20 protein-coding genes and 1 pseudogene are annotated in these 25,313 nt (G+C 32.5%); 3 read left to right on the forward strand and 18 right to left on the reverse strand.

All coding sequences use genetic code 11. The features are described from left to right. The 6 genes and pseudogenes from ACFQ1R_RS01300 to ACFQ1R_RS01325 form a co-directional block, all read right to left on the reverse strand. Window positions 1-1,302, reverse strand: a pseudogene (locus tag ACFQ1R_RS01300) (hypothetical protein); the annotation flags it as partial. 187 nt (window positions 1,303-1,489) lie between these two features. After that, on the reverse strand, window positions 1,490-2,734 hold the full coding sequence (locus ACFQ1R_RS01305; protein ID WP_379924288.1) for a mechanosensitive ion channel family protein: 1,245 nt from the start codon (window positions 2,732-2,734) through the stop codon (window positions 1,490-1,492). Then, window positions 2,727-3,023, reverse strand: a complete 297-nt coding sequence (locus ACFQ1R_RS01310; protein WP_379924289.1) for a DUF3817 domain-containing protein — start codon at window positions 3,021-3,023, stop codon at window positions 2,727-2,729. The genes ACFQ1R_RS01305 and ACFQ1R_RS01310 overlap by 8 nt, the downstream gene beginning before the upstream one ends. Before the next feature lie 19 nt (window positions 3,024-3,042). Further along, complete coding sequence (locus ACFQ1R_RS01315) at window positions 3,043-3,660, reverse strand: YqaA family protein (RefSeq protein ID WP_379924290.1); 618 nt, start codon at window positions 3,658-3,660, stop codon at window positions 3,043-3,045. Window positions 3,661-3,843: 183 nt separating this feature from the next. After that, complete coding sequence (locus tag ACFQ1R_RS01320; RefSeq protein ID WP_379924291.1) at window positions 3,844-4,680, reverse strand: OmpA/MotB family protein; 837 nt, start codon at window positions 4,678-4,680, stop codon at window positions 3,844-3,846. 211 nt (window positions 4,681-4,891) lie between these two features. Beyond that, the gene (locus ACFQ1R_RS01325; protein ID WP_379924292.1) at window positions 4,892-7,069 is read right to left on the reverse strand and encodes a hypothetical protein; all 2,178 of its coding nucleotides are present in this window, start codon (window positions 7,067-7,069) and stop codon (window positions 4,892-4,894) included. Between the two features lie 365 nt (window positions 7,070-7,434). Between ACFQ1R_RS01325 and ACFQ1R_RS01330 the strand changes: the two genes are divergently transcribed. After that, window positions 7,435-8,073 (forward strand): DUF6266 family protein, encoded by a 639-nt coding sequence (locus tag ACFQ1R_RS01330; protein WP_379924293.1) that lies wholly within the window; start codon window positions 7,435-7,437, stop codon window positions 8,071-8,073. A 27-nt stretch (window positions 8,074-8,100) separates the two neighbouring features. On the opposite strand, the gene ACFQ1R_RS01335 is transcribed toward ACFQ1R_RS01330, so the two are convergent. Then, entirely contained in the window at window positions 8,101-9,384 is a 1,284-nt protein-coding gene (locus ACFQ1R_RS01335) for a hypothetical protein (protein WP_379924294.1), read from the reverse strand. Window positions 9,385-9,559: 175 nt separating this feature from the next. Between ACFQ1R_RS01335 and rlmF the strand changes: the two genes are divergently transcribed. Continuing rightward, a complete protein-coding gene (rlmF, locus tag ACFQ1R_RS01340; RefSeq protein WP_379924295.1) occupies window positions 9,560-10,444 on the forward strand; it encodes a 23S rRNA (adenine(1618)-N(6))-methyltransferase RlmF in 885 nt (294 codons plus the stop codon). A gap of 40 nt (window positions 10,445-10,484) precedes the next feature. Here the strand turns inward: rlmF and ACFQ1R_RS01345 are convergent, their stop codons facing one another. From ACFQ1R_RS01345 to ACFQ1R_RS01355, 3 genes are all read right to left on the reverse strand, one after another. Further along, on the reverse strand, window positions 10,485-11,699 hold the full coding sequence (locus ACFQ1R_RS01345) for a DUF3999 family protein (RefSeq protein ID WP_379924296.1): 1,215 nt from the start codon (window positions 11,697-11,699) through the stop codon (window positions 10,485-10,487). Continuing rightward, on the reverse strand, window positions 11,689-14,112 hold the full coding sequence (locus ACFQ1R_RS01350) for a DUF2339 domain-containing protein (RefSeq protein WP_379924298.1): 2,424 nt from the start codon (window positions 14,110-14,112) through the stop codon (window positions 11,689-11,691). Before ACFQ1R_RS01350 ends, ACFQ1R_RS01345 begins: the two co-directional genes overlap by 11 nt. Before the next feature lie 109 nt (window positions 14,113-14,221). Next, window positions 14,222-14,851: a dioxygenase family protein gene (locus ACFQ1R_RS01355; RefSeq protein ID WP_379924299.1), complete on the reverse strand. Its 630-nt coding sequence runs from the start codon at window positions 14,849-14,851 to the stop codon at window positions 14,222-14,224. Between the two features lie 231 nt (window positions 14,852-15,082). Between ACFQ1R_RS01355 and ACFQ1R_RS01360 the strand changes: the two genes are divergently transcribed. Continuing rightward, a complete protein-coding gene (locus ACFQ1R_RS01360) occupies window positions 15,083-17,056 on the forward strand; it encodes a T9SS type A sorting domain-containing protein (protein WP_379924300.1) in 1,974 nt (657 codons plus the stop codon). 19 nt (window positions 17,057-17,075) lie between these two features. Here ACFQ1R_RS01360 and ACFQ1R_RS01365 read toward each other — a convergent pair whose 3' ends face one another. The 8 genes from ACFQ1R_RS01365 to ACFQ1R_RS01400 all read right to left on the reverse strand — a co-directional run bounded on the left by ACFQ1R_RS01365 (window position 17,076) and on the right by ACFQ1R_RS01400 (window position 25,191). Then, window positions 17,076-17,627, reverse strand: a complete 552-nt coding sequence (locus ACFQ1R_RS01365; protein ID WP_379924301.1) for a DUF4251 domain-containing protein — start codon at window positions 17,625-17,627, stop codon at window positions 17,076-17,078. Window positions 17,628-17,737: 110 nt separating this feature from the next. Continuing rightward, window positions 17,738-18,970, reverse strand: coding sequence for a glycoside hydrolase 5 family protein (locus tag ACFQ1R_RS01370; protein ID WP_379924302.1), 1,233 nt, complete (start codon window positions 18,968-18,970; stop codon window positions 17,738-17,740). A 6-nt stretch (window positions 18,971-18,976) separates the two neighbouring features. Next, a complete protein-coding gene (locus tag ACFQ1R_RS01375; protein WP_379924303.1) occupies window positions 18,977-20,023 on the reverse strand; it encodes a glycosyltransferase family 9 protein in 1,047 nt (348 codons plus the stop codon). 77 nt (window positions 20,024-20,100) lie between these two features. Next, entirely contained in the window at window positions 20,101-20,946 is an 846-nt protein-coding gene (locus ACFQ1R_RS01380; protein ID WP_379924304.1) for a DMT family transporter, read from the reverse strand. Further along, window positions 20,936-21,850 carry an EamA family transporter gene (locus tag ACFQ1R_RS01385; RefSeq protein ID WP_379924305.1) on the reverse strand — a complete coding sequence of 305 codons (915 nt, stop codon included), beginning with the start codon at window positions 21,848-21,850 and terminating at the stop codon, window positions 20,936-20,938. The genes ACFQ1R_RS01380 and ACFQ1R_RS01385 overlap by 11 nt, the downstream gene beginning before the upstream one ends. 35 nt (window positions 21,851-21,885) lie before the next feature. Continuing rightward, a complete protein-coding gene (locus ACFQ1R_RS01390) occupies window positions 21,886-22,338 on the reverse strand; it encodes a cold-shock protein (RefSeq protein ID WP_379924306.1) in 453 nt (150 codons plus the stop codon). Between the two features lie 27 nt (window positions 22,339-22,365). Beyond that, entirely contained in the window at window positions 22,366-23,484 is a 1,119-nt protein-coding gene (locus ACFQ1R_RS01395) for a DEAD/DEAH box helicase (RefSeq protein ID WP_379924307.1), read from the reverse strand. A gap of 153 nt (window positions 23,485-23,637) precedes the next feature. After that, window positions 23,638-25,191: a DEAD/DEAH box helicase gene (locus ACFQ1R_RS01400; RefSeq protein WP_379924308.1), complete on the reverse strand. Its 1,554-nt coding sequence runs from the start codon at window positions 25,189-25,191 to the stop codon at window positions 23,638-23,640. Window positions 25,192-25,313: the final 122 nt, after the last annotated feature.

Genomic DNA, 25,313 nt, shown 5'->3' on the forward strand with positions numbered 1-25,313 from the left:
ACTATTACAAGATATATTTGTTTGAGATGCAGGTGTTGCTACTAAAGCCGATGGTTGTGTTAAAGTAAAACTTTTTGTAGTAGTACAAGCATTCGCGTCAGTAATTGTTACTGTGTAAACACCAGCACTTAATCCTGTAGCGGTTGCTCCAGTACCACCAGACGGAGCCCATGAATATGTATATCCACTTGCACCACCAGAAGCAGTAACGGTTGCAGAACCATTAGAACCTCCATTACAAGATATATTTGTTTGAGACGTTGCTGTTGCTACTAAAGCAGTTGGTTGCGTAACTGTAAAACTTTGTGAAGATGAACAGCCATTAGAATCTGTTACAGTACAAGTCCATGTGCCTGCGGTTAAACCAGTAACTGATTTTGTTCCATCTCCTGTTGGGTTACCTGGTGTCCAGTTATAAGTGTATCCACCAGATCCACCAGTTGGTGTATTTACACTAGCCGCACCATTACTACCAGCAAAACAAGATATGTTTGTTTGAGATGCAGGTGTTACTGATATAGCTGAAGGTTGTGTTAAAGTAACAGTTTTCGTTATAAAAGCACTATTAGAATCTGTTATAGTACAAGTGTAGCTTCCTGCAGATAGACCTGTAGCTGATGCACTAGTTCCACCAGAAGGCGTCCATGAATATGTATATCCACCTGCACCACCAGAAGCAGTAACGGTTGCAGAACCATTAGAACCTCCATTACAAGACACATTTGTTTTTGTTGTTGAAGCAGTTAATGGGTTATTATCAATAATTATATTATCAATCGCGTAATATAAAATTGCAGGAAAATTAATATTAACTGATGTTACAGTAACTCCTCCTGCACCAGATGAAATTGAAGTAGAAGATGATGTATATTCCGTGTTTCCCGTTCCACCGTTCATTGGAGTCATGTCTTGATAACTATAAGTACCTGCTGTTAGGGTGTACCAGGGTGGTAAAGTATAAAATTGAGAATAAGAGTTCATACTTTGGTGGCTTACCCAAATTCCATAGAATTGAAAAGGTAGACCATCTACTCTCTGTAAAGAAAATGTATCGCCTCCTGAACCGTCTTTTCTAATGCATTTACTATTTGATGCACCACCAGTAGTAACATTACTAAAGCCTCCATTTCCTCCTGAAGTCATTCTATAGGCTACACCTCCAATAGTTATATCTGCTTGAGTAAGCCAAGGAGAACCCGATAAAGAGGCATTTGTTGAAAAATCATAAGTTGTTTGCGAAACTCCTTTAACAGAAAAGAGTAACAGAACAACAAGATAGATTAAAGTAATTCTTTGTTTCATAAAATTTGGGATTTATAGGTTAAATTTTCATTTTACAAATCTATATTTTTTTTCTGACAAAAAAAACAAATAAATCATTTTAACTTTAAAAAAATGCATTTAATCGATTTTAAGCGCATTTTAATTTATTTAATAAATTAGATTTTAATACTAAATAATAAACTAAAAACATACAAAAAGATAGTTATTACTGAATAAAATGCCCACCACTAGGCAGCTCAAAAACCTCCAAATCGAAGTAGGGTAGTGCTGCTAATAAATGATCGAAGATATCGGACATGATATACTCATAATTTTCCCAACGTTTATCACTACTAAAGGCATAAATTTCCATAGGAATGCCTTGTGTGGTTGGTGCTAATTGACGCGCCATAATCATCATATCTTTATTGATGGCTGAATGGTGCTTTAAATAGGTATCAATATATTTTCTGAAGACTCCTAAATTGGTAAGGTTTCTTCCATTTAACAAAAGTTCCTTATTAATACTATTGGTTTCGTTATACGATTTAATATCAGATTGTCTCGTTTCTAAATATGAACTTAAAAGTTGTATGTTCTTTAAATCTTCAACATCTTGTTCTGTTAAATATTTAACACCGCTTTGCTTAATAAATAATGCACGTTTTATACGTCTGCCTTCCGAATTGGTCATACCACGCCAGTTCTGAAACGAATCGGAAATAAGGGCATAGGTTGGAATGGTAGTAATGGTTTTATCAAAATTCTGCACTTTTACTGTGGCAAGGTTTATTTCAATAACATCACCATCGGCACCGTATTTTTGAAAGGTAATCCAATCGCCTATGCGAACCATATCGTTTATAGACACTTGAATACTAGCTACAAACCCTAAAATTGTATCTTTAAAAACCAGAATAATAATAGCCGATGCAGCACCTAAACCAGTTAAAAAATGTATAAACGGTGTTCGTGTTAATATAGCAATGGCCGAAAGCACACCAATTACCCAAGCAAAAATCATGAATACTTGAATGTAACTATCTATAGGTTTGTCTTTTAAATTTGGTAAGGTTTTAAAATAGTCTTTTAAGGTGTTTAAAATACTGCGTACAATCCATAAAGTAAGTACAATGGCAAATACTTTTAAGCCACGTTCTACTACCATTTCAAAATCTGGGAAATCATAAAATACATCAGAAATAAACTCTAATGCAACTAGTAAAGGAATAATGTGTGCAATGTTTCTAGGTACTTTATTGGCGACTAATAAATCGTCAAAATTTGTTTTAGAACGTGATGCGAATTGCGAAAACACACCAATAAGTAGTTTTCTAATAATAAAATCGATGCAAAAAATAATGATTAGTAAAGCTATTAGTAAGCCTAACATATTCAAATATTTTGCAACACTTTCAGTAGTTCCTAAAGTTAAAAGATACTCGTAAGTAAGGTGTTTTACATTAGCCATTACGCAATGGTTTTAAATATTTCTTATCTATATAAAACGTACCAAACGGAATAATTGAAGCCAAAACTATTTCAGTAAACTGTTTGGTATTCCAGTTTAATTCTTTTTTAAGCATTATTGCCATAACTATATACGCCATAAATAAGATGCCATGTGGCATACCTAATAGTTTTACGTATTGAGGCTCGTTTAAAAGATATTTAATTGGTGTTGCAATAAACAGTAATAAAATATACGATACACCTTCTAAAAGTGCTGTAATTCTGAAAATATTAAGGAATGAAAACATATATAAATTTCTTTTTTAATTAAAACACATGAAAAATTACCAGTCCGTAAATTAAGAATCGTAAAAAGCGTAACGCACCGTACAATGCCACATTTTTAAACGGAAACTCTATAATACCTGCTGCCATACATGATATTGAAAAGGGTAGTGGCAACAAAGCACCAACTACAATAAGGAAACCACCCCATTTTTTAGAGTTTTTTAGTTGTTTCGCCATTTTTACTTCTAAGTAATTATGCACTTTTGGTATTTTGGTAATTATATGACCTATGTAATACGATACCAAACCACCTAAATACGATAAACTTGCCAACAACCCTAAAAACAACCACGGATAATCCATTTTACCAGCCCAAGCAATAAATATTTCGGGTGGTACTAAACCTAAAATAGTTTCAGAAATAAAGAAAAACCCCAACACACCATAAGCTGGTAGTGTTTCAGTAAGGTGTACTAAAGCTGCATTTATATCGTAATAATGGTTTACCACATATATAGCCGCCACAATAAGTATAATAAACGGTAAAGCTTTTTTTACCGCTTGCCATACAAAATTATAAAACCCCGTATAGCTATAATACTGGTGCAATAGCTTCCAGCGCTTTTTTTCTGTTTTGGATTTCGACTTGGGTTTCATTAAATAGCGTCTTTTTTTGAGAGCACAAAGATAACCTAAAATAAAGGTTTAGCTCTGTAAATTATCCAATTTTAATAATATTATAACACTTGTTTATAATTGCAAAAACACCTTATTAGTAAACGAAAAAAGGCTGTTTATAGAAATACAAACAGCCTTTTAATGGATTAATTTAGAGGGATTTTATTGTTCATTCGAAGCCATAAGCGCGAAAAATTTATTAATGTTTGGTAAAATAACAATACGCGTTCTACGGTTTTTAGAGCGGTCTTCTTTAGTGTCGTTTCCTGCAACAGGCGAGTAGCTGCTTCTACCAGAGGCAATTAACTTTTCTGGCGCTACATTGTATTTGTTTTGTAACGCACGAACTACCGATGTTGCACGTAGTACACTTAAATCCCAGTTATCGGCAATTTTAGCAGTATTTATAGAACGTGCATCGGTATGACCTTCAACCATAACTTCAATACTAGGCTCCGAATTAATAACGTTTGCCAACTTTTGAAGGATGTTGTTTGCTTTAGAGCTTACACGGTAACTAGCGGTATCAAATAGCATTTTATCTGAAATTGAAATCATTACCACCGTTTCATCAATATCAATAGCAATATCTTCGTCCTCATTTAAGGTACTGGTATCTAACGACTTTTGCAAGTTGTACGCCACCGCCAAATTCATAGAATCTTTAAGGGTAGTAGCTTGTTTTAATTTATTTGGGTCAACCTTTGTTAAGGTAGTACGCATGTGCTTTTTGGTTTCGTTCGAAATAACAGCCACATCGCCAACAGTTTCCATTTTTACGTCGTTTTCATCGGTTAAGGCATTTATTTTTGCATTATAAGCCTCAACACGTGCTTCAATTTTTGCAAACTTGGTTTCTAATTCTTCTTTTTCAAATTGTGTTTTAGCTAATGCGCTTTTTACTTCGCCATTTTCATGTTCTAAAGCCATGTATTTCTTTTTTGATACACATGCTGATAATACAATGGTTGCTAATACTACTAACGAAATTCTTTTCATAATATAATTTATTTGGGTTTAATTATAGTTACGAACAAAAAGGGGATATAGATTATATCGGTTTTAAAAAAGTTATACGAACTTATTATGTGATTAATATAGAGGTGGTTGTAAATATTCTATTTTACATAATATTAATTATAGTACAAAAGATGTATTAGGTTGTTATATATTAATTTATATTACTCAATTAAGATTTTGTTTAATATTTTTAATTTAACGTTTTTATTTTTTTGTACAAGTCAACTAAGTGGAATACTGAAATATCAATTAAAGGTTCATACATAAAGGCATTTACGTGAATATTTTCTGGTGTTATTAAGTTTACTCTTTCTAAAGTTGATATGATTTCTTTATCATTATAGTTAAGTTTAAAGTGTTTCAAAAGTTCTGAAGTTTGGTTTGAAGTAATTACCAATGTTGCGGAATTAGGGATTTTAGCCAACATATATTCTTCAGCTTTCAATCGTATAGCAATAGATAAAGTTATTTTATTTTCAAGCAATATTTCATTTATTGGGTTTTCGTTTTCGATTGAATTCGCTGTTTCATAAATTAATTCTTTTATTGCTTTTGCTTTAAATGAAATATTTTGATTTGCAGTAGATTGAAAGTTATTTTGTGCTAATTTAAAAATATGGTCACAAGTAATTGAACTAGTGTCGGTTTTAATGTGTAAACACGAAGTTAATAAAGAATAATTCGCACAAGAGCTATCTTCTCTATACTCAATTATATTACGAAGAAAAGGAACAATACTAATAAAAATCTTTGGATTTGAAATATGCTGTTTAAAATAAATAAAAACGTCTTTTTGATATTGACCAATTGATAACTGAATTTCTCTATTACCATTTTTAGTTGCCATAAATGAAGCTTTCCTATTTAAAGAAAGCCTTGAAGCAACTGTTCTGTAAAAGTCAAAATTATGGGTAAGAATTAATAGCCTGAAAATTGAGTTGTTATGTAATTCTTTGAGATATTCAATTATTGCATACTTATTTTTATAATCAAATGAGTCAGCAATATCATCTAAAACTAATAATGTTGGTTGATTAAGCTGTATGCGTGATTCAATATCAAATAGAAGTTGAAGAATGTAAAATGCTCTCTGCTCTCCTTTACTTAAAATTAATAATAATGAATTTTTATCTTTTCTTACAGGAGTTTCATTTTGGTCTTTGTAATCAAATTCAAGATTTGCGGTTTCCTCTTTTAAAACAACATCTTCTTGGTTTACAAGTTTTATTTCAAAAGGAACATAAAATCGCTCATTAAAAGTTTTTATAATTTCTTCCCAAATTGCAAATTCTTTTTTTGCATCATTTATTATTTTTTCAAGGTCTGCTTTTTTACTTTCATAAAATTTGACAAGCTCTTGAGTTTCAGTTGTTAATGATGAAATATAATTTAACCATATTTTTTTTCTAAAGTCTTCATACTTTTCAAGCTCAATTAGTAAAAGATTGTCCTTTTCAATAGCTGATTTAAATGACCTTAATTCTACATTTGCTCCTATTGATTTGTCAACTTGGTCAAAAGATTTTTTTAGCTTTTCGTCATTCACAATTGCAGTGATTTCATTTTGAAGTAAAAGTTTTAATTCCTCTGCTGATTTGATTTCAACATTATCACTTAAAGTAAATTTATGTCCAGCATCAAAAAAAGAATTGTCCTCTGTTGATTTAAACAATTCATTTGCTTGATATGTTCCGAAAGAATTTTCAGAACTTTTAAAGAATTTGGATTTAGTTAACAATTCATCGTATTTGCTAACATACTCTGTTAAAAGTTTTTGATTTTTTTCTAGAAATTTTTTTACGTTTCCTTTTTTATCAAAAATATCATTATACCTAAATTTATGAGTTTCAGGTTTAGAAACTAATGATTTGGAAACTTTAAGCAACAATTCTAAAAAAGTATCTTTCGGAGTTTGGCTATAAGTATTAACAAATTCAGCTTCACAATCTGAACTTTGTGAGACTAGTTTTAATTTTTTAATGTATTCACTTTTTTGTTTTTCTAATTCTGAATAAATATCATCATATTTTTTCTTTAGGTCTTGGCTTGCAATAAACGAACTAATTTTATTTGAAGAATCATAGCTATTGTCTTCAGCATTTACAACTAAAATTGATTTATCTGAAATAGTATTTCCATCTACTTTGATAATATGTGAGGTTATTCTATTTCCATATACTTTGTCACAAGGCATTGATTTTGTATCATTTTTAGCAATAAGGTCTAAAGTCTTTGCAAATGAGGTTTTCATTGTCCCATTGGGCGCATATATAAGAATGGAATTGCTTTTTAATTGTCCAAAGTCGAATTTTTGGTCAAATTTTCCAATTCCAAAGCAATTTTTAAGTTGAATTTCAATTTGGTTCATTTAACTGCTGGTATTATTTAAAATTACCATTAACTTCAAAATATAAACAATAGCTTATATTCATTTTTTTATTCATTCACGAATATAATAAATATTAACTTACAAAATCTAGTTTTCTTGTAGCACCTATCTACCGTTTATCGATACCTTATTATCAGGTTTCTTCCCACTCTCCTCCTATATTCCTTCGAGGATTCTCCCTAAAAACCCCCATTTTACGAAGGATTCCCGAAGAATCCTCGAAGAAATCTCGAATAAGGCACGAATTAAATAATACATTTAATCGATAAAAACATACATTTAATCGATATTACGTTGTTTTTTTTATTATATTAGCACCTGTTAAAGACTTTAAATGAAGCCTTATGGGAACATATAACGATGGTATTTTAGGTAGTTTTTCGGGTAAGGTTGGCCCTGTAATAGGTAGCAACTGGCGTGGTAAAAGCATTATACGGTCTGTACCAAGTAAATCTAAAAAACCTATAAGTACCGCACAACAGCTACAACGCGATAAATTTAAATTTGTGTTGCAGTTTTTAACGCCTTTAAAAAGTATTCTTACCGAAACTTTTGGTGCTAACACTGGCAGCAAAACACCTTTTAACAATGCCATGTCTTACCACATGAAACAGGCAGTAAGTATAACTAATACAGGGTTTGCTATGGCGTATAATAAAGTACTAATTGGCATGGGTGGTTTGTGTAGTATTGATAACCCCGTAGTGTATGGCACTGCTACACATGCCCTTAATTTGGCTTGGGATGATAATAGCCTTCAAGGTTTGGCATACCCAAACGATGAGTTGTTGGTAATTGCTTATGCGCCTTCTTTAAACGATTTTGATTATTTTATAGCCAATAGCCAACGCAATGCACATAGCGTTACACTAGATTTTGCCAATGTTTTTATTGGCGAAACGGTTCACTTATGGGCTACCTTTACTAATACCGATTTGGGAATTACGGCTACCAGCAAGTATTTGGGTAGTTTTGTGGTGTAACTTACTTGTTTTACTATAATTTTTAAACTAAAAATAATACGTTACATTTAATAAAAACTTTAGGTTATTAGCGGCTTGGTAGTTTGTAACTTTACCATAAGCATCGTACCCCGTTTGTGCTTCGGGTGTTTGTCCATTAGGGTTTGCTTTGTTGTAATGAACTAACGAGTATTCAATTTCGGTACCTATACTGGTTTTGCCTGATACAAATACCAATCTAGGAGAAATACGCATCATGTTTTTTACATTGCCCCATCTGCCTGTATAACTACTAACATCTACAGGCTTTGAAGCGCCTAAATTTTCGGAATACCCTGCAAAAATACCTGCTATAAAATTTGTACCGTTGGTATAAACATCTACCCACGACGACAGGTTATTATACGGTGTATACTCTACAATGCCTTTGGTTAGTTGGCTTGCAGTATAGTTTTTATTTAAAGCGGCATAACCACCCATCATAACAAGGTTATCGTTATTTTGTCCATAAATACCATAGGTTTTATAAGTTAGTGCTTTGGTTGTATATTTAGCAAAGGCATATAATGTATTGCTATGTACGCGCTCTTTGGTTACATAATTGTTGGCGGTTACTATTTTTGGGCGTAATATTTTATGCCCAATACCTACACCACTTATAAACCGATTGCTTTTATAGTTGGCTTGTAAATGTAGTTCTGGTACTAAGGCGTTTAATTGCGAATCTGCGGCACCTACATTGGCAAAATGTCCGTTGGTTAATTGCGTAAAACTTAATGCTACCTTACCTAGTTTGTAGGTGAATTTAAATTGTGGATTTCTGGACAACGGATTGAATGGCGCACCAGCACCAAATGAAACAATACCCGGAAAACAATCGGTAATAAAGGTTGGATGCCAATATTGACCTACTAGTAGTTGCGATTGTTCCCAATCTAGTTTTACATAGGCATGACGCAACCTAAAACTAAATTTTGTTTCGTTGCTAATACCTAAAAAATCGCCTTCAACAAAGCCTGATGTTTTTGCACCAAAGGCATCTGGACCACTAATTTTTAAGTTAAGTCTGGAGTTTATACCCGTAAAATTATAGGATGGTGTTTTGTTTATATCGTTCCCTTCATTGTCAAGCACAACAGGTTTTGGTACTAAAACCAGTATAGCCTCTTCCCTAGCGTTTACCGTTTGGCGTGTGGTTAAACTAGCATCGGTACTTATGTAACCACCAATGGTTATTATGGAGTTTAGGTCTTTAGTTTGTGCAGAAGTTATAAACGAGCTTATTACAAGTATTAAAAAAATACTAGTGGTTTTAATTTTAAAAAATATCATATGCTAAAATTTACTTTCTAAAAAAAGGTTTGATTAAGAGTTTAAAAGTAAACGCATATTTTACAACCAAATATGAGATTTATCAGTTGTATATTATTTTATTGTTTTTTATCGATATTTAATTTCAAAAAACTGTTTCAAAAGTTGTAGTTTCACAACTAATTAAAACACCATTTTGCATCCCAACAACATACACAATGCCAATTACGATTTTAATGCTTTAATAAAAGCACATCCTGTTTTAAGCACATTTGTTTATTTAGGAAAAGCAGATGTACATACCATAAATTTTACTGATGCCGAGGCTGTATTGCATTTAAACAAAGCCTTATTACTACATTATTACGGGGTAACCGATTGGAATATTCCACCGCATTACCTCTGCCCGCCCATTCCTAGTCGTGCTGATTATATTCATTACATCCATGATTTGCTTACGGAAACAGGTGTACAAACAAACATTAAAGGGTTGGACATTGGTGTTGGTGCTAATTGTATATACCCTATTCTTGCAAACCGTATTTATAATTGGCATATGGTAGGTGTTGATATTGACCCAGCAGCCATTACATCTGCCAAAAGCAATGTAAACGCCACTAAAGGACTAAAAGAGGCTATTGAAATAAGACAGCAAGTGAACAATGCCAATATTTTTGAAGGCATTATAGAAAAGGATGATTATTTTCACTTCACAGCATGTAATCCGCCGTTTCATAATTCAGAAGAAGATGCTATAAAAGGCACGTTGCGGAAATTGCGAAACCTTGGAGAGCTAACCTCCTCACAAAACAAAAAAGAGATTGTTCTTAATTTTGGCGGACAAGCCAATGAACTGTGGTGTAATGGCGGTGAAGCTTTGTTTATTAAGCGGATGATAAAACAGAGTGTTGCTTTTAAAACACAGGTAGGTTGGTTCACCACGCTGGTTTCAAAAAAAGAAAACTTAGCGGCAATTTACAAGCAATTAGATAAACTAAAGGCTGTTTATAAAACCATTACCATGGAACAAGGTAATAAGCAAAGTAGACTTGTTGCTTGGAAATGGACTGATAAAAAATGAGTAATTGCTTTGTTGATTAGTATCTTTATGCGTTGTGTTTTTACCCTTTCATATCTTTTAACATGCCCATAGCAAAATACCCAATCACGCAAACGCCAATACTAATACAACCCCACATAAAGGCGTTGGTTTGCCAAAAGGCTTTTTGGGTGGCTTGTAGTGTTGCTTGTTTAACTTTCGTGAATGATTTAATACGTGCTTCGGGTAGGTTGTTTGTGGTAGCTGGTATAAAATTAACCAAATCGTAGGACGGTTTATTGTAGGTGCTATCTACTACCACAGTATAATTTTGGTCTGCTTTTAAGTTGGTAACCACGTACAAGGGGTTTTGGAATAAAATGATATCTGTAATTTCTAAAGGTTGATTGTCTTTATTTTCAATAGTAATGCTGAACTGTTTTTGTGTGAAATAGGTTAGGTTTATAATGTTACTTTCTGCTGAATTAAACTGAAAGTTTACATACACATCATCATAAGTAACTTCTTTATTTTTAATGGATTGTGTATTTTTAACTAGCAATTGTGCGTTTCGAAAATAACTCGGTGTTTTGATGTTAAAAGCAATGCCGTCTATCTGGTAAGCGTTTGCAGCTTTAAAGTTTATGGTTGTTACTTTCTCTTTAGCGTTTTCACTTATAATGTACTTAAATCCTTTAAAAACGATAGGCTGTTGCCCTACCAAAGTATTGTTGTACTCACCCACAGCAAGCACATTGATAGGTAAGGATTTTTTATCCTTAAAATCAATACGTAAATACTGATATTGGTTTGAAGGAAACGAGATAGTTTTTTCAACAAAGGTACTATCTGGGTTGTTTAAATTGATTAATGTCGCGTTTGAAACGAGTCCGAACCATTGTTTTGCATCATTACTACCACTAATATCGTAGTGTTTATTTACAGATGTATTCGCAATTTGTAATACTAATTTGTTCTGAATTCGTTTTGCATCGTTAGCAATCATCAAAGACGTTACAGAATCTTTTATAACTACGTGAGACTGTATTATATAAGAGATGAATTCTGATACTTGTGCATCTTCAGTATTTAATACTGCATAAGGCACTTCCTTGTTATTTGCATCTAAAATTCGAAAATGACTTGTGTTTTCCTTACTTGCAGAACGAATTTCTGGCGATACCAATACTTTGTGTAAACCACTTTCAGTAACTGGGTTTATAGTGCCTTTATGGCTTTGTGAAAACCCCAAGTGCAATGTGAAAATGGCAATAAATATACTTAGACTAGTTTTCATTAGGTTCGGTGTTTTTAGGCGTTTCATCAACAACTAATTTCTTGATTTTTTGGTAAACGAATGAAATAATCAAAATTAAAACACCCAAAAGGATGAAAGCGATTATTTTTCCAGTTTCAGAAACGTTATTTATATCATAAGCAAAAAGCTTTACAATGGTTAAACCTAATAAGGATAATGCTATAATACGCAGGGTTTTCCATTGGCGTTTAATACCTATTATTAGAAAAACAAAGGCAAACACACCCCATAAAATAGGATAGCCAATTTTAATGATTTGCCTTTTTACGCTTGAGTATTGGGCTTCTATAAAGTCGGTTTTATCTAGATTATAATAGTAATCTGTGGCATTTTCATTTGGGAATTGCTTCGCAAGTTCGGTGTTATTAACCACATTGCTTGTAAAATTTAAACTATGAAGCATCACTTCATTACTTAACACATACACAATGGCAAATGCAAAAAGCCAAGGCATAATTTTAAGGTGCAATAGGTTTAATTTAGGTGTTATTTGTGTGCGTTTGAATAGTTGATACTCCACATACACCAAACAAGCTAAAATGATGTAATGGAAATAAAAGGCGTATTTTGTGGTTGAAGTTTCTACAATGTTTTCTACCAATTCAGTATTAGGCAACTTGTACATGTACCCTATATAAAGCACTAAGTTGATGATGCCAACCATGAGCATTAAATCTGTAAAAACACGCTTGTTTTGTTTAGAAACAACAAACAATAGCACTGTGGAAAACACAAAATGATAGACAACTGAAAACGACAATGCCGAAGCACTATTGGATAGGTATTGATTTGCTTGATAGGTAATTTCTAAAATACCTGTGATATAACCAACCAAAATAGCAGCTATACCTATCGCTTTTGAATATAACGATGGATTGAAGGCAATGCCGAAAATTTTAGAGCTTCCCTCCTCTTTTTTAAGAACGAATTGGGTAAAAATTAAGGATGCACATACCACAATACCTGCTATGAATAACGGATTTAATAGGATGCTTAGTGGTTTTTCTGGATAGGCATATTTACCCCAATCCATTAACAAACTAAATAACGTTAAGCCTTGTACAACAATAGCACCAAATTTAAAGGAATTGATTTTGGATTTTTGAGATAACCAAAATAGTAGTACCGCTTCCGCAGCCCAAAATAAGGTTATTTGGTTGCCTTCAAACTGAATAGGTATAGTTAAAGTTACGAAGGTAAGTGCTAAACCAATTAACAGATAAATAGCGTTTTTATCTAAGCCGAATTTCTTATACAGAATAAACGCATATATCATATTATAGAACGCCAATAGCAGTGTGAATAATCCTTTAAAGTTGCTACCCCAACTATGGATAATCGTCATACCAACACTAAAAAATAAGAAGGTATTAGCTATTAAAATGATGTATTCAATAACGGAAAGTGCGCCTTTGTTTCTAATATTATGTAGTACAATGGTAACGCTGAAAATAAAATAGAATAGGGTTGCAAATAGTAGGGCGTTTAAATGTGGTAGTTTCTTATCCCATAACTCAATACCTAACCAAGAGCCATACAGTAAACTGGTGAATGCAAAGGCCAAAACAGTAACTATTTTCCATTTTTTAAAGTAGGAAATTGCAAGAATACCCACATTTAAAATGGCTATATAGGTGAATAATACAATATAATTACCCTCGCCCGTGCTTAGCATAAACGGTACTGCAAAGCCACCGATAAGTGATAAAACGGCTAGTTCTTGTCGGTTATAAGACACCGAAACCAACGTCGCAAATGCCGTAATAACTACCATAATAGCAAAGGCAACGGTTTGACTAAATAACTGATATTCATGAAATGCAATAGCAATAGTGAAGTAAAAAATACTGATAGCACCAGCCACCAACACCGAACTAAAGGCTGCATAGTTCTTTTTGAGTTTGTGAGCAATACCCATAACAAGCGCACCACATAACACGCCAATGCCTACACGGGCGGGTTCATTAATCCAATCTTTATCAATAGCGAATTTAACGAAGAAGCTAATCCCTAACACAAGGATAAGAATCCCTATTTTATTGATTAGGTTTTCGCCAATAAATTTTTCTAAATCTGGGTTGTTCTCTTTAAAGGTTTCGTACCACGACTTTTTAGGAACCTGCACAGCTTTTGGTGTATTAATAGCGTGTGCCGCAGGTTTTATAATGATGGGTTCTGGTTTTGGTACTATAGTTTCCTTAATAGGTGCTGGCGGAACAACAGTAATGATAGGTTTTGGAACTTCAACAGGTTTTATAGGTGCTGTTTCAGGTTGTTTTATAGGAATTTCAGCAGGTTTCTGCTCAACTTTTAAAGTATTTAGTTTTTGGTGTAATAAATTAATTCTTTCTTGAATTTCTTCAAAACGTGCATTGATTCTGTTAAAAATCATAATAACGATTACTAGAATCGCGATTAATAAAACTATCTCCATAAAGTGTGTTTAAAGATTTACATCAAATGTAATTAAAATAAACCTTCAACACCTATTTGGTATTGTGTTATTGCTCGTAGGCTGGTAAATCTTTTTTAAGTGTAATGTTTTTGGTAGCTACATACATATCGCCTTCTTTCTCCAATCTAAGCATGCTTTGTACTGCTTTTGCACGACAAGCAAGTGTTAAGTCGGGTAGTAATGGGTCGTCGTTAAAGAAAAACGAAGCCATATCATACTCAGCTTTTCCGGGTTCTTTAATAACGCGGTGTATTTGTTTTAATTCTTTATTGCGCAAATATTTCCCTGGCATAAAAGTATAAAAGGTATATTTTCCATCGACATCTGTTTTTATCCAAGCACGGTGATACACATAACGATTACGGTTAGCATCTTTTTTAATCTCGTAATTGCCTTCTTCATCTGGTTGATATATAAACAATACAACATCTTTAGCAGGTGTTTTTCCATCACTTTGAAAAATAGTACCTGTTATTTTAAGCTTATTTAGTTTTATTTTAAAATCGGGAACCGTATCTACATTGTTTAAATGATGCTCTGCAATATTATAAATGGGGTTTTGTTTTTTATAATTACTTGGCACATCATCTAAAATGCTTGAAAACTCTTGTGCTTGTATTGTAAAACAAGTACTCACAAAAGCAATAAGAAAACTGTAGGTTAATAGATTTTTCATAGGGCTATATTTTTTAATTAATTCAAAACTAAATAATTAGAATAAAACCACCCTAAAAACTATATGAACTATTGAAATAAACGATAAACGGATTTCTGAGATGTATAAAACCATAAAAATTCCGATAAACTGCCTATTTATTAGGACTATAACTTAGTTGTTTTTAGCCATGTTATTCTTTTTTGGAATATATTTGAAAACCAATAAACTTAATACCATTAAACGAATACCATGAAATCATTTTTACCTTATATTTTAGTTGCTTTTTTTGGACTAACAGTTAATGCAAGCACCACAGTTGTTGATGCTGTATTAATAAAACATGGTTCAGGCAGTTCATCGCAAACCATTAATTTAGGTTCACCAATTGTTGGTTTTTATTATAATTGGGAAAATGCAACTACTGTAACAGTAACTGGCATGCCCGCAGGTATATCGGTAGTTATTAATACAAGTCAAAGTAGTGTTACTTTTAGTGGTACACCCACGGTAGCAGGCGTATTTCCATATACCATTACAACCGTTGGTGGTAATTTAAACACTAGCAAAAGTGGTACGATAACGGTTAATGATGTACCTGTTGCTACACCTTCATTGGCATTTCCAACTGCAGATGGCTATGGAAAAAATACGACAGGTGGTAGAGGTGGTCAAGTAATTTATGTAACTAACCTTAACGATTCTGGTGCTGGTAGCTTAAGAGCTGCTATTGCCGCTAGTGGACCAAGAATAGTACTATTTAAGGTATCTGGTATTATTGCGCTTAACTCTAATATTAGCATTAATAATGATAATATTACCATAGCAGGACAAACAGCACCTGGTAATGGTATTTGCATAAAAAATTATACCGTTGTAGTTAATGCAAATAATGTAATTATTAGATATATGCGCTTTAGAATGGGTGATGAAACTATTAATGAAAATGATGCAATAAATGGTAGAAATAAAAGCAATATTATTATAGACCACTGTTCAATGAGTTGGAGTACTGATGAGTGTGCTTCATTTTATGATAATACAAACTTTACTATGCAATGGTGTGTACTGTCTGAAAGTTTAAGAGTATCTGTACACGCAAAAGGCACACATGGTTATGGCGGTATTTGGGGTGGCAAAGGTGCAAGTTTTCACCATAACTTATTAGCGCATCATGATAGTAGAAATCCGCGTTTTTGTGGTAGTCGCTATTCTAATCAACCAGGAGCTGAACTTATAGATTTTCGTAATAATGTGCTTTATAATTGGGGTGGAAACAGCGGTTATGCAGGCGAAGGCGGTAGATACGATATGGTTAACAACTACTACAAACCTGGTCCAGCAACAAAATCTGGGGTTAGCTCTAGAATATTTTCACCTAATGCAGATGATGGTAGCAATGCGCAACCAGCAGGTACTTGGGGTACATTTTACGTAAGTGGCAATTACATGAATGGAAATGCTACTGTTACAAACGATAATTGGGTTGGTATACACCCAAACCCATCAACTAAAAGTAAAAGCGAATTAAAATCGGATACCGAATTTAATGCAGGTTCTACAAAAACAAGTACAGCAGCCGTTGCTTATGATAAAGTGTTAAACTATGTAGGCGCTAGTTTAGTAAGAGATGCTGTAGATGCTAGAATTGTAAACGAAACCCAAACAGGTACTTACACGTTTACAGGCTCTAACGGAAGTACAAACGGACTAATTGATACACAAAGTGATGTTGGAGGTTGGCCAATTTATAATAGCACCACTGCTCCTACTGATACAGATAATGATGGTATGCCAGATGACTGGGAAGCTTCAAAAGGTTTAAACAGTAACAATGCTGCGGATGGTATAACGTATACCTTAGACCCAAAATACACAAACGTAGAAGTTTATATTAACAGCCTTGTTGCAGGTATTAGCGACAACCAAACGGATACTACTTTGGCTGTGAATGAACTAGAAACTGGTAATAGTTTGGATATAAAATACTATCCTAATCCTGTAAACTCTGAATTGTTTATCAATTTAGGAACAAACAATATTGAAGATGCTAAAATATCTATTTACAACATTTTAGGAAGTAAATTAACAACGCTTGATCTAAAAAGTAATACCCTTGAAAATGGAAAAATTCGTATTGCTACGGAACAATACAAAACAGGTGTTTATCTTTTAAAAGTTCAAATAGGAACACAAACAAGTCAATTTAAATTTATAAAGCAATAACTAGTTATAAATAAAAAACTCATTCTAAAGGTTTGGTTGGTTTAACTTCACCAGAATAACTAATAGAGTTTCTAGAAGCACTCGTTAGTATGATATCGCTTTTATTATTTGAAAATAGTTTAATATAAACATTGAAGTTTTCAGTATTACTTTTGGCTTCAAATGAAATGGTATAACTAGCATCTTTATTTTGCTGTACTTTGTAGTTTTTAACAATACCGTTAAATTCTATTGCACTATCTGTACCACCATAAGCAACCTGCATTCTACGTTCGCCATAATATGGTAAATGTGATGTTACACTATCGCCTGCTACTTTTAAAAAGTTATAATTACCAACTAAACTAATATTACCAGAACTATTTCCAGGTTGTAGTAATCCTGAATTTAAAACTTGCTGCATAGCATTCGTATTAAGCGGATACGCCCAACTTGATTCTATGAAAAAATGTTGACTATTTACCATTGTTTTGAACCCATCTAACTCAGCTTGTGTAATAACGGTTTTTTGTGACTTACACGATACTATAGTTAAAAAACTAAGACTTAAAAAAAGATAAAAAAACTTCATTTTAATTACATATATACATATAACTAAGTTACTAAATACCTGTAAAATAAAGTAATAACAAAAAGTTAAAATGAAGATAGTAAATTTTATACCGCTTTTTTATACTACTATTACAGAATACTTTTATTTTGCTTACTCAAGGCTTCATTGTAGTGCTTAATGAGTTGTAAGGTTGAGGTATCGCTTTCAAAAACACTATACCAACCTTGTGGTTCGTGCGCTGGATCGCCAATAAATTCCATTTGATTGTTAGATACTGTACCTGGTGTATTTACATTACCAAAACCACCCCAAGCCCAAAAATTACAACCTACAAAATTACTATTGTTTTTAACGCTTTCTAAAAGCAGATTGAATATATCTTTAAAATACATATCACGATTATTTACAGATGTTTGCTTAGTATAACCTGCATTATCTCTTGAAACACCAAACTCTTCTAAAACTACCGGTTTATTTAATGTATTTGCAATAGCTAAATGCTCATTAATATAGTTTTCGGCTTTCTTTAAAGCATTTTTATAGGTTTTATCGTGTTTATTTGGGTTGTACCATTCCCAATTTTGAATCCAGATGTGTATGGTTATATAATCTAAACAACCCAAACAATAATCGGTTAAACTATTGTTATTTGTAAACCACGGAAATGGTGTATTACCTTCGCCACCAATAGTAACTAATTGATTTGGTGCTAATTTTTTTATAAACACGCTTGCGTTTTCAATCCATTTTAAGTATTCAACTTGGTTTTGAATGGCATAAGGTTCATTGGCTAATTCCCAACTCATAATGGTTGAATCTTCAAAATAAGGTTTGTTATTTATAGAGTTAACACGCATTATAATAGTTTTAACGTGGTTTAAATAAGCTGAAATTGCTTCGTTATTTGTGTAGAACTTAGCTGTAAATCGCATATATTTTTCCCAGTTATCGGTATCATTTGGATACGGAATATTTTCACCCGTAACCCATGATAGGTATTGAGACAATCCACCAGACCAATACCAAAAATTACTTAAACAAACCACGGCATGCATGTTTCGTTTTTGCATTTCAACAAGTAAAAAGTCTAAACCTTCTAAAATATCGTTGTTATAAACACCACATTCGGGTTGCATGGCAATAGGAATGCTGTAAGGCAAATGGTTTGCACCTTCCGAACCCGCCATAATTCTTAAGTTGGTAATACCATGTACTTGTAAGGTGTCTAACTCTTTTAGTAGTCTTACTCTATCACCCGATTGTTTTGCCGCTAAATGCGCTCCGTACCAAAAGTTAGTGCCTATAAAATTATAGGGTTTATTAGCTTTTAAAAACTGATTACCTTCAACTTTTATGAACATTGCTGCTTATTTAAGAATTGTATTTATTTGTTGTATCCAATAATCAATTGTAGTGTTGTTCGTATTTAAAGCAAAACTACCGTTGCCGTAGGGCTCATATACATCAGCATCGGTTACCGAAAAGAAACCAACAGTTGGTGTAAGTGATGCACTTGCTAAGTGCATTACACCATTATCTGCAGCTATAAAAATGGCTGTGTTTTTTATAATAGCACCCATTTCTCGAACGTCTTTACTATAAAAATTAGGAGCTTTAAAGTTTATTTTTGAAATGTTTTCAATAGGAAGCATTTCAATAATATTGTATTCTGGATATTCCTTTAGTAAACGCGCATAAAAGGTTTCCCACCACGATTCAGAATAACATTTATCGCCTGTAGCATTGGTATAAATGCAAATGGTTTTCTTATCATTTTTAATGATATCATCTAGTATAATTTTCCCTTTAGCTAATTCAGATTCACTTAATTTGATATCTAACAATGGTAATTCACTTTCATTTTTAGGTAATCCTAATTTCATTAAGTAATAACGAAGATTGTAAATTGGGTATTTTGAAATATGCTTATGGTCTGCAAATAGCGTTTGAATTTCTTCATTAACATCTCCGAAAACCTTGTATGGTGCATTGGCTATTTGTGTTAATAAACGTCCAGATGACGAGTTTTTATCGCCATTAATTACCAAATCGTACTTAGTACTTTTAATAGATATCCAGCCTTTAGCGTACTTAAATAAGTTGCTAAATGGTTTTCTTGGTAGTTGTATAATTTTATTAACCTGTTTATAATTTTCAAAAACAGGAAAAGCTACACCACCTTTTACAAACAAATCGACTGTGCAATTTGGAAAGGTATTTATAACTTCTTGAACCAATGGCGTTAAAAGCAATTGATTACCTAATCTGTGGTTAGGACGAATAATTAAAACTTTTTTAATATTAACGTGTTCACCAGGCTTTATTTTAGGCTCAGAATGTGTACTTCCTATACGTTTGGTAATTTGGTGCATTAATCGTCTTCTAACCTGATTGATGCGTTGTTTAAATCCCATAATATATATTTAATTTAAAAAATATTTGCTGTGCAAATTACAAATTAGACACTAATTGGTATAGCTAAATCTATAAATTATTGCTTAAGCCTTCCTTTGTACCAAACGTTTAAAATAAGACCTGTAATAATTAATAAAATTCCTAATATGCTCCAAAATGTATAAACTTCATTAAATAAAGCGACACCTAAAAGCATTGAAAAAACCACTTCTACATATTTTAAAGGTGCAATAATATTTGTTGATGCTGTTTGAAACGCTTTGGTCATATAAATTTGACCAAAATATCCAAAAACACCTAATCCTAAAAGTAAAGGCCATTCCATACCTTTAGGTGTTACCCAATTACCAATTGAAAGTACTGCGCCTAAAACCATGGCAGTAAACATAAAGTAATTTACCACTACCACAGGATGTTCGGTTTGCCCAATTTGGTTAATCATTATATAAACTAAACCACTTAAAATAGCGGCAATTAACACATAAATTAAGCCAAGTGTATCAATTTGCGTATCCAATCCTTTTAAAACAAGCACACCAATAAAGGATACTATAAAAAATACCCATTGAAACGGTTTTATTTTTTCTTTAAGAATGAAAACAGCAAAAATAGCAGCAAAAATAGGTGCAATGTATCGTAATGAAACTGCCGTACCAACGGAAAGGTATTTTAAAGACATGAAGAAAAACACCATAGATGCAGCACCAACTAACGACCTTAAAATAAGCAGTTTATTTTTATTACCAATAAAAGGAATTTTGTTTTTAATAAGATAACCAAATGTAAAAAACAATGATCCTAACGATCTAAAAAACACTATTTGATACGAATTAACATTCTCTAAATGTTTCACAATAATATTCATGCAAGCAAATGCTAATGCACTAATAATCATAAATTTTATAGCATTTCTAACGTCCATTCATTCGTGGTCTTATGGTGCGTTTTGAATTTATAAAGTACACGCCTGTTAATAAAATGATAGCTGCAAGTATGGATTGTCCTGTAATTTGTTCATCTAAAACATACCAACCCAAAATTAAGGCTATTACTGGGTTTACATAGGCAGATGTAGATACTTTTTCGGTTGAAACTTCTTTAAGTAAATAATTAAACGCTGTAAATGCCACTATACTACCAAAAACAATAAGTAAAACCATTGAAAATTGTGCTGATGCACTCCATTGAAATGGCGACAACCACGTTTCACCAAACAGAAAACTAACTATAAAAAGAATAATACCAGAACATAACATTTGGTAGGCAGTATTTACAAAATAATTAGGACCTAATTCTGCTCTAGCTACAAATAAACTACCCCAACTCCAGCTTATAACACATGTGAAAATCATGATAATACCTATAAAGCTATTTTCTTGAAATGTTATTTGCTGCTGATTTACCAATAAGTACATACCAATAACACCCAACGAAATACCTATAATGGAACTGGTTTTTATTTTTTTTCCATCAACCAAACGCATCATTATTAATACCATTAATGGTTGTATGGATGCTTCTAAAGCACCAAAACCACTATCAACATACTTTAACGCCCAAACAAACACACCGTTACCGTAAACTAAAAATAAAAAACCAGCAAAAACATTATTTAAAAATTGTCTTTTACTTATTACTAGTTTGAATTTTAAAGCTTTAGAGATAATAAATATTAAAATTGAAGCTGTTGAAAAACGAATAGATGCTAAATATAAAGGCGCAACTTCGGTAACAACTATTTTATTTAGTAGATACGTGGAACCCCAAATAACATAAATAGCAAAAAAAGCTAATATGATAAGAAAGGTTTTACGAGGAATACTCATAAATTTTTATAAAATAAACTAATGTAATTATATAACTAAATTTTTTTCACACGAACGGCGTTCATACCTTTTTGACCACGCTCTAATTCGTATGTTACGTTGTCGTTTTCTTGTATTGGCTCTAACAACCCACTAACATGTACAAAATATTTTTCTTGATTGTTGTTGTCAATAATGAATCCGAAGCCTTTTGAAGTATCAAAAAACGACACTTTGCCTTCATTAGGCTTAAATTCTTCTTCGCCTCTATCTTCTTTTTTAGGAATTCCCAATTCAATACTTTCGGCATCAACCTTAACTTTCATTGAAGGATCTGGTGGCGTATCGGTTAAATTTCCATTATGGTCTACATAAGCAAATTGAATACCTTGTGGGTTTTCTTTTGCTTCTGCTTTACGAGCTTCTTTCTTTTTTTGCTTTTCTTCTCGTTTTTTTAAGCGCTTTTTTTCCTTTTCAATTTTGTTAAAGGTTACTTGTGATTTTGCCATTGTTTACAGTAGCGGGTTTTAAATTAGTTATATAATTATTTCTTTAAATTGAATATTCAATGCTTTTTGAATATCAAGTACTTTTTGTAATTCGCCAGGGATAATTAAAGCTATGGAATTTCCTTTTTTTCCTGCACGTGCTGTTCTGCCACTTCTATGTGTGTAATATTCAAGCTGTTCTGGAAGTTGATGATGAATTACAAATGCTAAATTATCAACATCAATACCTCTTGCTGAAACATCGGTTGAAATTAAAATTTGTAACGAGCCATTTTTAAAAGCACGCATTACTTTATCGCGTTCTTTTTGTTGCATATCGCCTTCTAAAGCGCCTACTGAAAAACCTTCGTCTTGTAATTTTTCGGTTAAATCTTTAGTACCAGCTTTTGTTCTGCAAAAAATAATACCTCTATCATTTTTTTGTTTTCCTAACAATGTTACTAAGATATTGAATTTTTCTTTAATAGTTGTTGAAATATACTGATGCGAAATGTTGGCATTTACCAAACTTTCCTTGTTCACTTCTACTCTAACCGCATTTGGCGACATGTATGTTTTTATAATACGTTGAATTTCTTCTGGCATGGTAGCCGAAAACAACCATGTATGGCGTTTTCCTGTGTTATACTTCAATATTTTATTCAAATCTTCTTTAAAACCCATGCTTAGCATTTCATCGGCTTCGTCTAACACCAAGGTTTTTACGTTTTTTATGTTTACACAATCGCGTTCTATTAAATCCAACAAACGTCCTGGTGTTGCAATAACAATGTGTGTTGTTCGTCTTAAAGCTGAAATTTGCTTGTCTATTTTTTCGCCACCATAAACACCTTCAGCAAATATTTTAGAATCGGAATACTTAGTGAATTTGAATAATTGCTTCTTAATTTGTTGAACCAATTCGCGTGTTGGTGCTAAAATTAGTGCTTGCACATCGTTTGAAGCGATATCAATATGTTGTAAAATAGGCAATCCATAGGCTGCAGTTTTACCTGTACCTGTTTGTGCTAATCCTATAAAATCGGTTGAAGATTCTAACAAAACAGGAATTGCTTGTTCTTGTATGTTAGTTGGAGTTATTATATTTAATTCTTTAAGGCCTTTTATAAAGTCTTTTTGAACTCCTAATTCTAAAAATGTTGGCATACTTGTTTTTACGATGCTGCAAAGGTACGCCTTATTTTACTGAATGAATAATTAATAATTGATAATTAACAATGAAAATAATTAACGAAGAAGATTAACGATTAACGATTTTAGAATTTGTAAAAATTCGTGTAATTGATGTCAAAAAAAATATTAATCTTCTGGTGGATATCCATGAATACTTTCAAAAACTTCATCAAAATTAGCACGTAAATAAGCGTTCAATTTCTTTCTGTAATCATCTTTTAACCATTCCACAAAGTTGTAAGTACTTTTGCTGATGCATTTTGTGTATCGTTGAATTCTGAAATCGATATCATCACCCAACATTTTTGCTAAGGCTAATGCATCATACACATCTTCGCTATTTTCAACACAAATTTTACCGTGCTGCTCAATAGAACGCTCTAGAACTACTTTTGAAGATTCGCCATTTCTAATAGAATCTACATAGGTTTTTTGAATATCAAAATACACATCTCTAGATTTTGAGAATTCTGCACGAAGTTCATCAGGCATTTCATATCTAAAATTGCTTTCTAATTCTTCATCACCTAAAATAGAATCTAAGTAATAATTTGGCGATTTAAATATACGTTGCCAATCTAAATTATCACCCCAAGGGCCAAATCGATGAAAGTTGTTACCCAAATCTATTACCGAAAAAGTTTTTTTATCTTTTAGGATACGTGAACCACGACCAATCATTTGATAATAAAGGGTTAACGATTTTGTAGCACGATTTAGAATAATACTTTCAACAGTAGGTTCATCAAAACCAGTAGTTAAAATACTTACCGATGTTAAAATAGCATCGGGTGTTTTTTTGAACCATTTAAGTATCATGGCTCGTTCTTTTTTGGTATTTGTATTATCTAAATGAGCAACAGGATAACCAGCACGTCTAAACGTATCATAAACGTGTAATGAGGTGTTAATACCGTTGTTGAATATTAAGGTTTTTTTGCCTTTTGAACGTTCTTCATAAGCTTGTATAAGTTTAGAAAGCATATCATCGGCTGTATATAAATCTTCCGAAGATTTAACAGTATAATCACCATTTGCACCTACTACTAACGAAGTTAAACCAACATTATATGTAAACATTTCGGCACGAGCCAAAAAGCCATTGTCTATTAAAGATTCAATGCTTTCACCTACAATTAGCTCATCGTAATTATCGGTCATAGGCAAATCAATACTAGAACTTAAAGGTGTTGCTGTTACACCTAAAATAAACGACTGACTAAAAAACTTAAATAATTTGGTGAATGAATTGTAATGCGCCTCATCAATAATTACCAAACCAATATCAGAAATATCTAATTTATCATCATTTAAACGGTTATTTAAGGTTTCAACCATTGCCACAAAACAGCTATAATTGGCTTGATCACTTAAATCTGCTTTACTATCAATAACCTTATTAACAACATCAAATTCTGTAAGCATGTTTGAGGTTTGTTTACATAACTCAATACGATGCGTCATTACCAACACCTTCTTTTTGTGATGTTTAAGATACTGTCTTACAATTTCAGAAAATATAACGGTTTTACCGCCACCCGTAGGCAATTGGTATAGTAAATGATAGTCGTCTGGCGATTCTTCAAATGCTTTAAAAATTTTATCAATAGCTCCTTTTTGGTAGCTGTATAAATCTTTACCAGTATTTCTTTCTTCTTGTTCTGTTCTTGATATAGACATGTATCTCTTAATATAAGGCGTGCAAAAATAACATCTTTAAAGGGTTTATACCGCATGTTTGCTGTAAAATTTCTATGAAATTTTATTTTATTAAAATTTTGTATTAAAGATTAAAGAAGCTT

Origin of the sequence: Mariniflexile jejuense (assembly GCF_042675665.1) — a bacterium.
Classification (GTDB): Bacteria; Bacteroidota; Bacteroidia; order Flavobacteriales; family Flavobacteriaceae; genus Mariniflexile; species Mariniflexile jejuense.